The organism is Bradyrhizobium sp. SZCCHNR3119 (assembly GCF_032487775.1).
Lineage (GTDB): Bacteria > Pseudomonadota > Alphaproteobacteria > Rhizobiales > Xanthobacteraceae > Bradyrhizobium.
The window spans coordinates 493,895-506,671 of the sequence record NZ_JAUEUV010000002.1 but is presented as its reverse complement, the minus strand read 5'-3'; the positions used below and the strand labels follow the sequence as shown (position 1 = coordinate 506,671).

Sequence of the window (12,777 nt, the reverse complement as noted above, 5' to 3'; positions counted from 1 at the left end):
GGGGACAGAGCTGCGGCAGGACTGTCCGTCGTGCGTTCGCGCGGGTAGTATGATCGGCAAGATCACAGGGAAGCATTACGTTCGTGTCCAGCTTGCACATCGTCGTCGACGAGGCCGCCCGCGCCTGCACCTATGCGCGCGTGCGCTCCGCCCTTGCGGCTTCTTCGGCCTGCGGAGACCGGATGTGACCCAGTTTGGCGTGATGACGGCGGCCAGGCCGGCACGCCCGCATTTGCGTCGTGCGATCCGATGGCTGGCGGCGGTCGGACTTGCGGCGAATTCGGCCGGCTGCCTGTTGACCCAGGATCTTCCGGATCCGGCGCTTGACGTCCCAGGTCGCTACAAGCACGCCGCAGGGGCGGATTCGGTCGCTCCTCCCTCCTTGGATTGGTGGCGCGGCTTCGGCTCGAAGCAGCTCACCGAGCTGATGGAGGAGGCGCAGCGGGTCAATCTCGACATCGCCGCGGCGGTTGCCCGTTTCAAGCAGGCCGACGCGCTGGCCCGGCAGGCCGGCGCAGCGCTACTGCCCAGCCTCACGGCAACGGGGCAGGAGACCTATTCACGCACCTCCGGATCCAGCGCCAGCGGCCTCACCAATGGCGGCCGCGAGGTCGTCAACTACCAAGCCTCGCTTGCGGCGAGCTACCAGCTCGACTTCTTCGGCCAGAACCGTGATGCGCTCCAGGCCGCCGAGGAAACCGCGATCGCGAACCGCTTCGATCGCGATGTAACGGCGCTGACCACGCTCGCGAGCGTCGCCAACGCCTATTTCCAGGTGCTCGCCGCTCAAGATCGTCTTCGTACCGCCGAGCGCAACATCGCCAGCGCCCAGCGCGTGCTCGATGCCATCCGCGAGCGGCAGAAGGCCGGCACCGGCACTGATCTCGACGTCGCGCAACAGGAGAGCGTGCTGGCCAACCAGAAGGCGGCCGTGCCGCCGCTGCGGCAGACGCTCGACCAGAATATCAATGCGCTGGCGGTTCTGGTGTCGCGCCCCCCCGAAAGCATCCATGTCAAAGGTGGTTCCCTCGACCAGATCAGGACGCCACGCGTGACGCCGGGGCTGCCCTCGGAGCTCCTGACGCAGCGTCCGGACATTCGCCGCCAGGAGGCGCAACTGGCGTCTGCAACCGCAAACGTCGGCAATGCACGCGCGCAATTCTTTCCGAGCATTCAGCTGACCGGACAAGGCGGCTATCAAAGCTCGGCGCTGGTGTCGCTGTTCCAGCCGCATGCCGCCTTCTTCAGCCTGGTCGGCAGTGCGACCCAGCCGATCTTCGACGGCGGCCGGATTCTCGGTAATTTCGAGAACGCCAAGGCACGCCAGGATGAGCTGTTGCAGACCTATCGCAAGACGGTGGTCCAGGCCTTCACCGACGTCGATAATGCGCTGTATTCGATCAAACAGACCACGATCAGGCTGCAGCTGCAGCGTGACGTGCTGGCATCGTCGCGGCGGGCGTTCCAACTCTCCGAACAGCAACTGCGCGCCGGCACTGCCGATATCGTGACCGTGCTGAATACGCAATTGACGCTATTTCAGGCCGAAGACGTGTATTGGCAAGCGCAGCTCGCACGGCTCCAGGCCATCGTGAGCCTCTATCAGGCGCTGGGGGGCAGCTGGGAGCCGAAAGTGGAGAAACCGGTCGATGCTCTTTAAACCGGACCAGAAACGAACCGACACAAAGGGTGAGCCTGTAAAGCGATCCAGGCGGGGCCGGCGCCTGGTCGCGGCCGTGCTGACGCTCGTGATCCTCGGTGGTCTCGGTTACATCGGGTGGAGCGCGATCCAGCAGCGGCAGGCCGGGCTGCGCATGCAGCGGCCGGACCTGCCGGTCCCCGTGCTTGCCGCGACCCCGATCACCAAGGATGTCCCGGTCTATCTGGACGGAGTCGGCGCGGTGCGCGCGCTCAACACGGTGACGGTGCGCTCGCAGGTCGACGGCAAGCTGATCGCGGTGAATTTCGTTGAAGGACAGGACGTCAAGAAGGGCGACGTGCTCGCCGAGATCGATCCTGCGATCTACCAGGCGCAGTACGACCAGGCGGTCGCCAAGAAGGCGCAGGACGAGGCCCAGCTCGCCAACCAGAAGCTCGATCTGCAGCGCTATGAGCAACTCGCGGCCAGCAATGCCGGCTCGAAGCAGCAGGCCGATACTCAGCGCGCGACGGTCGCGCAGCAGCAGGCGCTGATCAAGGCCGATCAGGCCGCCATCGACAATGCTGCGGCGACGTTGAGCTACACCAAGATCGTCGCGCCGCTCTCGGGACGCGCCGGCCTGCGCCAGGTCGACCAGGGCAACATCGTCCATGCGGCCGATGCGACCGGCCTCGTGATCATCACCCAGCTGCAGCCCATCGCAGTCCAGTTCAGCCTGCCGCAACAGCAGATCATGCGGGTCAACGCAGCAGCGGGCGCCGGGCCGCTTGCCGTCGACGTCTTCGGCAATGACGGCGTGACCGTGATCGATACCGGGACGCTCAAGGGCATCGACAACCAGGTGGATTCGACAACGGGCACGCTCAAGCTCAAGGCCGAATTTCCCAATGCGAAGTTCCAGCTCTGGCCGGGACAGTTCGTCAATGTTCGGCTGAAGGTGGAGACCCTTGCCAGCGCGATCGTGGTCCCGACCGCCGCCGTGCAGCGGGGGCCCGTCGGCACCTTCAGCTATGTGGTCGGCGAGGGCGATATCGTTTCGGCGCGCCCTGTCACGGTGACGCAGCAGAATGAGTCCGAGGCGGTGATCGCCAGCGGATTGACGTCCTCGGACCGGGTTGTGACCACCGGCTTTGCCAATCTGGCCGATGGTGCCAAGGTGATCGTCGGTCACGATGAGCAGACCCCGACCGCCGATCTGGCGCCACGCAAGCGCGGCAGCCGGAATGCGCAGGGCAAGGATCAGCCCAAGGAACAATCCAAGGGCCAGGCAAAAGGCGGTGGCGGGAGGCCGCAGCCATGACGCAGATCAGCGGCTAGGAGCCTCGTGCGGATGGGCGTATCCGAACCCTTCATTCGTCGTCCGATCGCGACGTCGCTGCTCGGGGTGGCGCTCCTGATCGGCGGTCTGTTGGGCTATTTCGCGCTGCCGGTCTCGGCGCTGCCGCAGGTCGATTTCCCGACGGTGCAGGTGACGACGCAGCTGCCGGGCGCGAGCCCCGATGTCATCGCGTCGCTGATCACCGCGCCGCTGGAGCGGCAGCTCGGCCAGATTCCGTCCTTGAGCGCGATGAATTCGACCAGCTCATTCGGCGTCAGCCAGATCTCGTTGCAGTTCGATCTCGGCCGCGACATCGACGGCGCGACCCAGGACGTGCAGGCGGCGATCAATGCCGCCGCCGGCGTCTTGCCGAAGACGCTGCCGTATCCGCCGACCTACGCCAAGGTCAATCCGGCCGACGCGCCGGTGATGACGCTCGCACTGACGTCGGGCACGATCTCGCTGCGCGCGATGAGCGATATCGCCGACACCATTCTGGCGCAGCGCCTGAGCCAGGTGTCCGGGGTTGGCCGCGTCTCCGTCCTCGGCGGCCTTAAGCCCGCCGTGCGCATCCAGGCGGACCTGGGGCGGCTGGCCGCTTACGGCATCGGCATGGAGGATCTGCGCAGTGCCATCGCCGGCGCCAATGTCTCGGGGCCGAAGGGCTCGCTCGACGGCGCGCAGCAGGCCTACACCATCACCGCCAATGATCAGATCGCGGCCGCCGACGCCTACAAGCCGATCATCATCGCCTATCGCAACGGCTCGCCGGTCACGATTGCCGACGTCGCGACCATCGTCGATGGGCTGGAGAACGAGCGCACCGGCGGCTGGTACCAAGGTACGCCGGCCGTCATCATCGACATCCAGCGTCAGCCCGGTGCCAATGTCATCGAGGTCGTCCGCCAGATCCGGGCCGAGATCCCGAAGCTGCAGCGGACGATTCCGGCCGGCGTGAAGCTGAACATCGTCAGCGACCGCACCGTGACGATCCGGGCCTCGGTGCATGACGTGCAGTTCACGCTGGTCCTCAGCGTGGTGCTGGTCACGCTGGTGGTGCTGCTGTTCCTGCGCTCGATGCGCGCCACCATCATCGCCGGCGTTGCATTGCCGCTGTCGTTGATCACGAGCTTCGGCATCATGTATTTCGCCGGCTTCAGCCTCGACAATCTATCGCTGATGGCGCTCACGATCGGCACCGGCTTCGTCGTCGACGACGCCATCGTGATGATCGAGAACATCGTCCGCCATATGGAGGAGGGCGAGTCGGCGATGAGCGCCTCGCTGCGTGGCGCTAGCGAGATCGGCTTCACCGTGATCTCGCTGACGGTGTCGCTGATCGCCGTGTTTATCCCGCTGCTGTTCATGACCGGCTTGGTCGGCCGCATGTTCCGCGAATTTGCGCTCACGCTGACGATCGCGGTGGTGACCTCGGCGGTGGTGTCGCTGACGCTGACCCCGATGATGTGCTCGCGGCTGCTCAAGCATACGCATGAGGAGTGGGTGATCCCGGGCCTCATGGCGATCAGTCGGTTCATCGATCGCACCGTCGCCTTCTATCACCGGACGTTGCTGTGGGTGTTGGAGCGCCAGCGCGCCACGCTGGCTGTGACCTTTGCGACGCTGGCGACGACCATTGCGCTCTATGTCGTCGCGCCGAAGGGTTTCCTGCCGCTGCAGGACACCGGATCGATCACCGCCGTCACCGAGGCGGGGCCGGACGTCTCCTTCGTCGAGATGCAGAAGCGTCAGGCCGATGCGGCGGCTGCGATTCAATCCGATCCTGACGTCACTGGCGTCGTTTCGGTGATCGGCGCCGGCTCGGTCAACCCGACCACCAATGTCGGCAAGTTCGTGATGACCTTAAGGCCGCTCGGCGAGCGGCGCGACAATGTCGCGGTCGTGATCGACCGCCTGAAGCAGAAGGTCGCGGTCATTCCCGGCATGAGGGTCTATTTCCAGCCGGTGCAGGACGTGCAGATCTCGACGCAGTCGAGCCGCTCGCAATATCAGTACACGCTGACGGGCACGGATGCGGCTGAAGTGTCGAAATGGGCGGGCAGGCTGGTCGCGGAGATGCGCCGCGATCCGCTGTTCCGCGACGTCTCGTCGGAGGCGCAGGACGGCGGTCTGCGTGCCGAGCTCACGATCGACCGGCAGCGCGCCGGCCAGCTTGGGGTCAATCTGCAGGGCGTGACCGACACGCTGAACGATGCGTTCGCGCAGCGGCAGATCTCGACCATTTACGGCCAGGCCAATCAGTATCGCGTGGTGCTGGAAGCGCTGCCGATGTATCAGCGCGACCCATCCGTGCTGTCGAAACTCTATCTGCCCGGCGCCGGCGGCCAGGTGCCGCTCTCGGCGGTCGCGACATTGAAGCGGACCACGGCTCCGCTCGCGATCTCGCACCAGGCGCAGTTTCCTGCGGTGTCGCTGAGCTACAACCTGGCGCCGGGTGCCTCGCTCGGCGAGGCGGTCGATGCGGTGAAGACGATCGAGAACCGGATCGGCATGCCCGGCAGCATTGGCGGCGTCTATTCCGGCGATGTCGCCGAATTTTCCAAATCGCTCGCCGGCCAGCCCTGGCTGGTGCTGGCCGCTGTCGTGACGATCTACATCGTGCTCGGTGTGCTCTACGAGAGCTACATCCATCCGATCACGATTCTTTCGACCCTGCCGTCGGCCGGCGTCGGCGCCATTCTGGCGCTGATGGCGTTCGGGCAGGATCTCTCGGTCATCGGCCTGATCGGCATCATCCTCTTGATGGGCATCGTCAAGAAGAACGCGATCATGATGATCGATTTCGCACTCGAGGCGGAGCGAAAGGAGGGCATGTCGCCCTATGACGCGATCGTGCAGGCCTGTCTGTTGCGCTTTCGCCCGATCATGATGACAACCTTGGCCGCGCTGTTCGGTGCGCTGCCGCTGGCGATCGAAAGCGGCACCGGCTCCGAGCTGCGCTTTCCGCTCGGCATCTCCATCATCGGCGGCCTGCTGCTGAGCCAGCTCCTGACGCTCTACACGACGCCCGTGATCTATCTCGCGCTCGACCGCATCAACCGCTCCCTGGAGCGGGCGCTGCCGCCGGTCGGCCCCGATGCGCCCCCGATCGCCGGGGCCACAGAGGGCATCCAGTAATGGCGTCGATCTCCGAGCCATTCATTCGGAGGCCGGTCGGCACCACGCTGCTCTCGATCGGGCTGTTCCTGGTCGGGATCGTGGCTTACGTGTTTTTGCCGGTCGCGCCAGTGCCCAACGTCGATTTTCCGGCCATCTTCGTCTCTGCGACGCGTCCGGGCGCCGATCCGTCCGTGATGGCAGGTACCGTCGCGGCGCCGTTGGAGCGACGGCTCGGAGAAATCTCCGGCGTCGATCAGATCACCTCGACGAGTTCGCTCGGCACGACCAATATCCAGATCCAGTTTTCGATCGGGCGCGATATCGACAAGGCCGCGCGTGACGTGCAGGCCGCGATCAATGCAGCGCTGGCGGACCTGCCGAGCGATCTGCCGGCGTTGCCGCGTTTCCGGAAAGCGAACACGGCCGCAGCGCCGGTGTTCGTGCTGGCCCTGACCTCGAAGACGATGTCGACCAGCGCCATCTACGACGTAGCCGATACCGTGCTGGCGCAGCGGCTGTTCCAGGTACCTGGTGTAGGCAATGTGACCGTGAGCGGCGCCGACCAGCCGGCGGTGCGGATCGCGCTCAACCCGGTCGCGCTCGCCAATGCCGGCATCGCCACGGACGATGTCAGGACAGCGATCGTGAACGCCAACCCGCTCGGGCCTGTCGGCATTTTCGAAGGGGGCCGCCAGAGCGAGACGATTGCGATCAACAAGCAGATGCGCCATGCGGTGCAATTTCGGGACATCCTGATCAAGAGCTCCAACGGCAATTTCGTCAGGCTGTCCGACGTCGCCGATGTCGAGGATTCCGTTCGCAACGTGCGCCAGGTAGCCTGGTTCAACAAGCAGCCGGCGGTGCTGATCCAGATCAGCAAGCAGGGCGATGCCAACGTGATCGAGACGGTCGACCGGGTGAGGGCGCTGATCCCGGATCTGAAGCAATGGATTCCGGCCGGCCTCGACATCTCCATTCTGGTCGATCGCACCGGCACGATCCGCGCCTCCGTCGATGACATGCAGTGGACGTTGCTCGCGACCGCAGCGCTCGTGATGGTCGTGGTCTTCGTGTTTCTGCGCCGGATTGTTCCGACGATCGCAGCCGGCGTCTCCGTACCGCTGGCGCTCGCCGGCACCTGTGCTGGGATGTGGCTCGCCGGCTTCTCGATCGACAATCTGTCGCTGATGGCACTGGCAATCTCGGTAGGTTTCGTGGTCGACGACGCCATCGTCATGATCGAAAACATGTACCGCAATCTCGAGCACGGCATGCCGCCGTTCCGCGCGGCGCTCGAAGGAGCGAGGCAGATCGGCTTCACCGTACTCTCGATCAGTCTCTCGCTTGTCGCTGCCTTCATCCCGCTGATCTTCATGGAAGGTGTGGTCGGGCGGCTGTTGCGCGAATTCTCGCTGACGCTGACTTTTGCGATCGTCGTCTCCACGGTGGTGTCGCTGACGGTGACGCCGATGATCTGCGCGCAATACATCAAGGAAGCGATCTCGGACCGCGCCAGCTGGTTCGACCGGCTGGTCGAGGGCACGTTGTCGCGGATGGTCCGCTTCTATGCCTGGAGCCTGCGCGGGGTGCTCGGCTTCCCGCTGCTCACCTTGCTGGTGTTCTTCGCCACGATCGCGTTGACGGTGACGCTCTACATCAAGACCCCGAAGGGCTACTTCCCGATTGACGATTCCGGCTTTGTCATCGGCGCCACCCGCGCCTCCGCCGACATCTCGTTCCAGTCGATGCTCGGGCTGCAGCAACGCCTTGCGGACATCGTCATGGCCGATCCGGCAGTTGCCGGCATTGGTTCGATCATTGGCGCTGGTGGCGGGCCTGGCGGCGGCACCTCGAACCGCGGCACCATGTTCATCAGCCTGAAGCCGCCCGAGGAGCGCGGCGGCATCTCGACCCAACTCGTGATCGACCGCCTCCGGCACAACCTCGCCATGGTGCCGGGCATTCGCCTGTTCATGTTTGCCGCCCAGGATGTCCGCACCGGCGGGCGCCAGAGCGACTCGGATTACCAGTACACGCTGACCAGTCCCGATCTCGACCTGTTGCAGAAATGGGCGCCGATCGTTGCCAAGCGCATGGAGACGGTGGAGGGGATCACCGATATTTCCAGCGATCGCGATCCCGGCGGGTTGGCGTTGTCGCTCACGATCGACCGGCAGAAGGCGTCGATGCTCGGCGTTCGTGTGCAGGACATCGACAACGCGCTGAACAATGCTTTTGCGCAGCGTCAGATCTCGATCGTCTACAGCCAGCGCAACCAATACATGGTGGTGATCGAGACCGATCCGAAATTCCAGACCGATCCGTCGAACCTCGACCGTATCTACGTGGCGGGCAGCGGTGACACCCAGGTGCCGCTGTCAGCGGTGGTGCACGCCCAGCGCGGCCTGTCGCCGCTCGCCGTTTTCCATTCGCAATCGTTTCCGTCGACCACGGTTTCGTTCAACCTGCTGCCGGACGTAACGTTGCAGGCGGCGACCGCGAACATCCAGCGTGCGGTCGACGAGCTGCATATGCCCGAGGGCATTCGTGGCAGCTTCGACGGCAATGCCGGCGACTTCGCCAAGACCAGCGGGCGCCAGTGGGTGCTGATCCTGTTCGCTTTGGCGGCGATGTATATCGTGCTCGGTGTGCTTTATGAGAGTCTGGCCCATCCGTTCACGATCATCTCGACTCTGCCGTCCGCCGGACTCGGCGCGCTGCTGGCCCTGCAAATCACCAACACGCCGCTTACCGTCATCGCCTTTGTCGGCATCATCCTCCTGATCGGTATCGTCAAGAAGAACGGGATCATGATGGTGGACTTCGCGCTGGAGGCCGAGCAGCAGCGCGGGCTGTCCTCGGCGGATGCGATCTTCGAGGCGTGCTCCGCGCGCTTTCGCCCCATCCTGATGACGACGATGGCCGCGCTGTTCGCCGGCATTCCGCTGGTCATCGCGACCGGCCCGGGAACCGAACTGCGCCGCCCGCTCGGCATCACCATCATCGGCGGGCTGTTGGTGTCCCAGGTGCTGACGCTCTATACGACGCCGGTCATCTATCTGCTGATCGATCGGGTCCGGAATTTCCGCCTGCTATCCAAGATCGGCTGGTTTGTCGTCACCCTGGCCCGCTGGATTTGGCCGCCGACCGTACCTGGTTCGTAGCGCGTGGCTTGCCCGTTGTCGGATCGCGACACTCGGCCTATAGCCGGGAAATGTCAGATCCCAAAGAACCTCTCGTCGCGGACCAGCTTGGCGAACATCCCGATTGCCCACGCTGCCAGAAGCAGATGCCGCTCTGCATTTGCGACAGCGTCACTCCGATCGCGAGCCGCCTTTCGCTCCTGATCCTGCAGCATCCGCAGGAGCAGGACCGGGCGCTTGGCACCGCACGGTTGGCCGCGCAGCATTTCGAAAAAGCCGTCGTTCGTGTCGGCCTGTCCTGGCCGAGCCTAGCCAAGGCGCTGGGCCGCCCGGTGGCGGATCCGGCGCGCTGGGCGGTTCTGTATCTCGGGTCGGCCAAGGCTGCCGATCTCGATCCGGACAGTGAGGTTGTCGCGCTCACGCGCAAAGGCGAGGTCGCCGAGAACCAGCGCGGCGTCCTGAAAGGGATCGAAGGCGTGATCCTGCTCGACGGTACCTGGAGCCAGGCCAAGGCGTTGTGGTGGCGCAATCCCTGGATGCTCAAGTGCCAGCGCGTGATCTTGGGTCCGCGCTATCCGTCCCGCTACGGCCGTCTCCGTCGCGAGCCGCGCCGCGATGGGCTGTCGACCATCGAGGCGGCTGGGATGCTGATCGGCGCACTGGAGCACCGCCCGGAGATCGCCGCCACGCTGAATGCGAGTTTCGAACGGATGCTGTCACGCTACCGCGAGGTGCAGCGGGTAAATCCGGAACTCACGCCGCCCCCCAAGCCCCGGAGGAATCGGGATCGGCGTCATAAGCGCGCGGTATCATCTCTTTGATGGAGCACGATCTTTTCAGAAAACCGGTTTCCACTTTGCCGGATCGTGCTCCAGGGACCATCGGTACGCTTTTTGCATTGCAGCATGAGGCGAGGATGGAGCCTATGCAGCAAGACGATAAAGAATCCAACGTGGTACAGCTGCGCGATTACGCGCAGAGGCGGACCCCCGGGGGGCGCCGCGACACGGCCGCGCCGTGCTGTTCGGCCTCGCAATCCGGGCGGTTGCTGACATGGCCGCGGTTCCGGGCCGCGTATCCCGGCGGGATCGACGATCTTCCCGTCTGAGCGCGCCGGAACGAGCCTCGACGCGGCCGCAGGAGATGGTTCTAAGTCATTGAGAAGATTGATGGAGGCCACGACCAGAATTGAACTGGTGTAAACGGTTTTGCAGACCGCTGCGTAACCACTCCGCCACGTGGCCCCATTCAGGGCGGTTCAATACAGGCGATCAGTGGGCTAGGCAACCATTCTCGCCGCCATCCGGTGCCGGTTCCCCGGATTATTCGTGCCGCCTCTCGGACCGGAATACTGATCGCCACGCGCGACCGCCAGCGGCCACGCCTCGTTCAATCAGCAGGCCGCATGCCAGCCGTCAGGAAACGGGATCAGTGGCCAGGGGGTCTGATTGTCGTTCGCGGCTTTGGGCAATGCGAAAGATCTCGAGGGCACGCGCGGCATCGTGACGATCTCTTGGTGGGCCTGGGGCTCCGGCGCAATCGCCGTTCGCACAACGTCCAGCAATAACTCGTACTCAACTTCACCCATGATGCCCTCACGCCATTCGCGTGCGCACCATCGCAAAACAGTTCTTTCGACCGGTTGAGCGATTCGCTCTAATTCTAATGATCTGTCGCCGATCCGGGCATTGGTTACCGGCCACTTCACTCTCGCGCTGACGTTAGCGGAGGTCAAAGATCGCAGCACGTGAGTAAAATCACATTTCCCCGGGAACATTTCACCGCTCCTGGATCCGGAAGCCCCCCGAACGGATGGGACGCGATGCGCGAGCCGATCGTTAGCGGGCACGTGATCGGGACGAGAATGCAGCCGAGTGCCGACCGATCCCGCCCCGGCAAGCAGCGCCCAGCACCAGGGTAGGCCCGTTCAGTTCGAAGTCGTTGTCGGCCAAGTCTGCATCTCGCCGGCGACAATCGCGGCAGAGGAGGGCAGGATCTCCTGCATGAGCTGTGCGAGGTCGTTCGGATCGAACGGCTTGGCCAACCTGTAGAGACCCGGCACTCTGACCGACATGCCGAGAAAGTCGGGCGCGCCACGCCCGGATTCCAGAACCATCGCCGACATCATGACGATTGGCATGACGGGCCAAACCGCCCGCGCTGCCCGCATCACGTTGCTGCCATCGATCCCCTGAAGGTTGAGGTCGATGAGAGCGGCGGCGTATTCGTCGTTTGCCACCGCTGCAAGGGCCGCCCTGCCATCGGTCATGGCCGTAACAGCATAGCCCTGCCTGATAAGCAGATGCTGGATCATGCAGCAGATCCCCACCTCGTCGTCGACGACCAGGATGTTCCTCATGATACCCTCCGGATGAAGGATGCTTCGCCGGCTCGGTCTACGGTTGCCAGCACGTCGACGATATCTAACGGCGCTTGCTGGGCAGCAGTGGCACCCACCTTGATGGCCGAGCCGACCGCGGCCGGATCCCCCTGTCGGCAATCGGTGAAGGCGTAATGCGATGGGGCGAGGGTGGGGATGGTGGGGTCGATCTTGATGAATTCCCGGATGGTGCCGGGTGCTCGATCGTGGTCGATGACAAGGATGGTGGGCATTGGCCACCTCAGTGTCAGCCAGACTGAAGGACACACGCGACGAGCGGGTCGCTGAGATTGACCTAGCTGCATCGCCAAGACTTGCAGCCTGAATCAATTGTTCCTGTTTTGCAACCAGAAGTTTTGTGATGCGCGCGGGCGTTATGTTGCCGCGCTCGTCAAATTCCGCGTTTTATGCACCCTAGCATGCAAAGGTGCGTGTCATTTTGCCTGTAAGTTGGCCGGACTATGCCGGTGCTGCGCGGCAGACTAACGGCAAGACGATTAATCGCAGGCAGAATGGCCTCTTTCATTCGAGCAGGCACCGCGGTCGCGCCTTGTTTCCCTCTTCAAGCAACTGCAAACAGGCGAATTCATTGCTATGGGTTCAGCCCTGAGGCCGCCAGGTTGGCCGAGCAAAGAACGGCGCATTTTCCCTCGCGAACGCCTGCCGCGAGATGATGCGGCTCGAGGGCGACACCGAAAGATTCTGCCACTCGATCGGATCGACAAAGCGGAGCGTTGCGATCTCGTCACCATCGGGCGTCAGGGCACCGCCGATGATCGACGCCTCGAATGCAATGACGGTGTAGTAGGTGAGGTCGCCGTTCGGATACCGGATCAGAAATTCCGGACCGCCGAACACGCCGATCAGCCGTTCCGGACGGGTCAGGAGCCCGGTCTCTTCGAAACATTCGCGCATCGCCGCATCGGCAGGATGTTCGTCGGGATCGATCGCGCCCCCAGGCAAGGTCCATAGGCCGGTCTCGGCGTCGAGCCCCAGCAGCAGCCGATTCTGATCGTCGAAAATCGAGATGGAAACAGCCGTCGTCGCCAGAAGGTCGTGGCCGATCTTGTCGCGAACGGCCTTCATATGGGCAGAAATAGGCATGGGCGAACCGAGCTCCGAGCAGGGGCCTCGCTTGCCCGACTGCTCACAGGGC

The 12,777-nt window shown here is 64.0% G+C and carries 8 protein-coding genes and 1 tRNA gene; 5 read left to right on the top strand and 4 right to left on the bottom strand.

Going from position 1 to position 12,777, the window contains the following annotated elements:
* Window positions 1-202: 202 nt before the first annotated feature.
* The 5 genes from QX034_RS29600 to QX034_RS29580 are packed head-to-tail and all read left to right on the top strand — an operon-like array spanning window position 203 to window position 10,062.
* Window positions 203-1,660, top strand: coding sequence for an efflux transporter outer membrane subunit (locus QX034_RS29600; RefSeq protein WP_315704281.1), 1,458 nt, complete (start codon window positions 203-205; stop codon window positions 1,658-1,660).
* Window positions 1,650-2,960 (top strand): efflux RND transporter periplasmic adaptor subunit, encoded by a 1,311-nt coding sequence (locus QX034_RS29595; RefSeq protein WP_315703870.1) that lies wholly within the window; start codon window positions 1,650-1,652, stop codon window positions 2,958-2,960. Before QX034_RS29600 ends, QX034_RS29595 begins: the two co-directional genes overlap by 11 nt.
* A 30-nt stretch (window positions 2,961-2,990) precedes the next feature.
* Window positions 2,991-6,116 carry an efflux RND transporter permease subunit gene (locus tag QX034_RS29590; protein ID WP_315703871.1) on the top strand — a complete coding sequence of 1,042 codons (3,126 nt, stop codon included), beginning with the start codon at window positions 2,991-2,993 and terminating at the stop codon, window positions 6,114-6,116.
* Window positions 6,116-9,262, top strand: coding sequence for an efflux RND transporter permease subunit (locus tag QX034_RS29585; RefSeq protein ID WP_315703872.1), 3,147 nt, complete (start codon window positions 6,116-6,118; stop codon window positions 9,260-9,262). Before QX034_RS29590 ends, QX034_RS29585 begins: the two co-directional genes overlap by 1 nt.
* A 50-nt stretch (window positions 9,263-9,312) precedes the next feature.
* Window positions 9,313-10,062: a tRNA-uridine aminocarboxypropyltransferase gene (locus QX034_RS29580; RefSeq protein ID WP_315703873.1), complete on the top strand. Its 750-nt coding sequence runs from the start codon at window positions 9,313-9,315 to the stop codon at window positions 10,060-10,062.
* A gap of 349 nt (window positions 10,063-10,411) precedes the next feature.
* Here QX034_RS29580 and QX034_RS29575 read toward each other — a convergent pair.
* The 4 genes from QX034_RS29575 to QX034_RS29555 form a co-directional block, all read right to left on the bottom strand.
* Window positions 10,412-10,485: transfer RNA gene (locus tag QX034_RS29575), tRNA-Cys, on the bottom strand.
* A gap of 683 nt (window positions 10,486-11,168) precedes the next feature.
* Window positions 11,169-11,600: a response regulator gene (locus tag QX034_RS29565; protein WP_315703875.1), complete on the bottom strand. Its 432-nt coding sequence runs from the start codon at window positions 11,598-11,600 to the stop codon at window positions 11,169-11,171.
* Window positions 11,597-11,854, bottom strand: coding sequence for a hypothetical protein (locus QX034_RS29560; RefSeq protein WP_315703876.1), 258 nt, complete (start codon window positions 11,852-11,854; stop codon window positions 11,597-11,599). The genes QX034_RS29565 and QX034_RS29560 overlap by 4 nt, the downstream gene beginning before the upstream one ends.
* A gap of 367 nt (window positions 11,855-12,221) precedes the next feature.
* Window positions 12,222-12,725 carry an NUDIX domain-containing protein gene (locus tag QX034_RS29555; RefSeq protein ID WP_315703877.1) on the bottom strand — a complete coding sequence of 168 codons (504 nt, stop codon included), beginning with the start codon at window positions 12,723-12,725 and terminating at the stop codon, window positions 12,222-12,224.
* Between the last annotated feature and the right edge of the window lie 52 nt (window positions 12,726-12,777).

Excerpts from the sequence above, each read along its gene's own strand:
- QX034_RS29595 (WP_315703870.1), top strand. The coding sequence starts at position 1,650 with ATGCTCTTTAAACCGGACCAGAAACGAACCGACACAAAGGGTGAGCCT.
- QX034_RS29590 (WP_315703871.1), top strand. The coding sequence starts at position 2,991 with ATGGGCGTATCCGAACCCTTCATTCGTCGTCCGATCGCGACGTCGCTG.
- QX034_RS29555 (WP_315703877.1), bottom strand. The coding sequence starts at position 12,725 with ATGCCTATTTCTGCCCATATGAAGGCCGTTCGCGACAAGATCGGCCAC.
- QX034_RS29580 (WP_315703873.1), top strand. The coding sequence starts at position 9,313 with ATGTCAGATCCCAAAGAACCTCTCGTCGCGGACCAGCTTGGCGAACAT.
- QX034_RS29565 (WP_315703875.1), bottom strand. The coding sequence starts at position 11,600 with ATGAGGAACATCCTGGTCGTCGACGACGAGGTGGGGATCTGCTGCATG.
- QX034_RS29585 (WP_315703872.1), top strand. The coding sequence starts at position 6,116 with ATGGCGTCGATCTCCGAGCCATTCATTCGGAGGCCGGTCGGCACCACG.
- QX034_RS29560 (WP_315703876.1), bottom strand. The coding sequence starts at position 11,854 with ATGCCCACCATCCTTGTCATCGACCACGATCGAGCACCCGGCACCATC.
- QX034_RS29600 (WP_315704281.1), top strand. The coding sequence starts at position 203 with ATGACGGCGGCCAGGCCGGCACGCCCGCATTTGCGTCGTGCGATCCGA.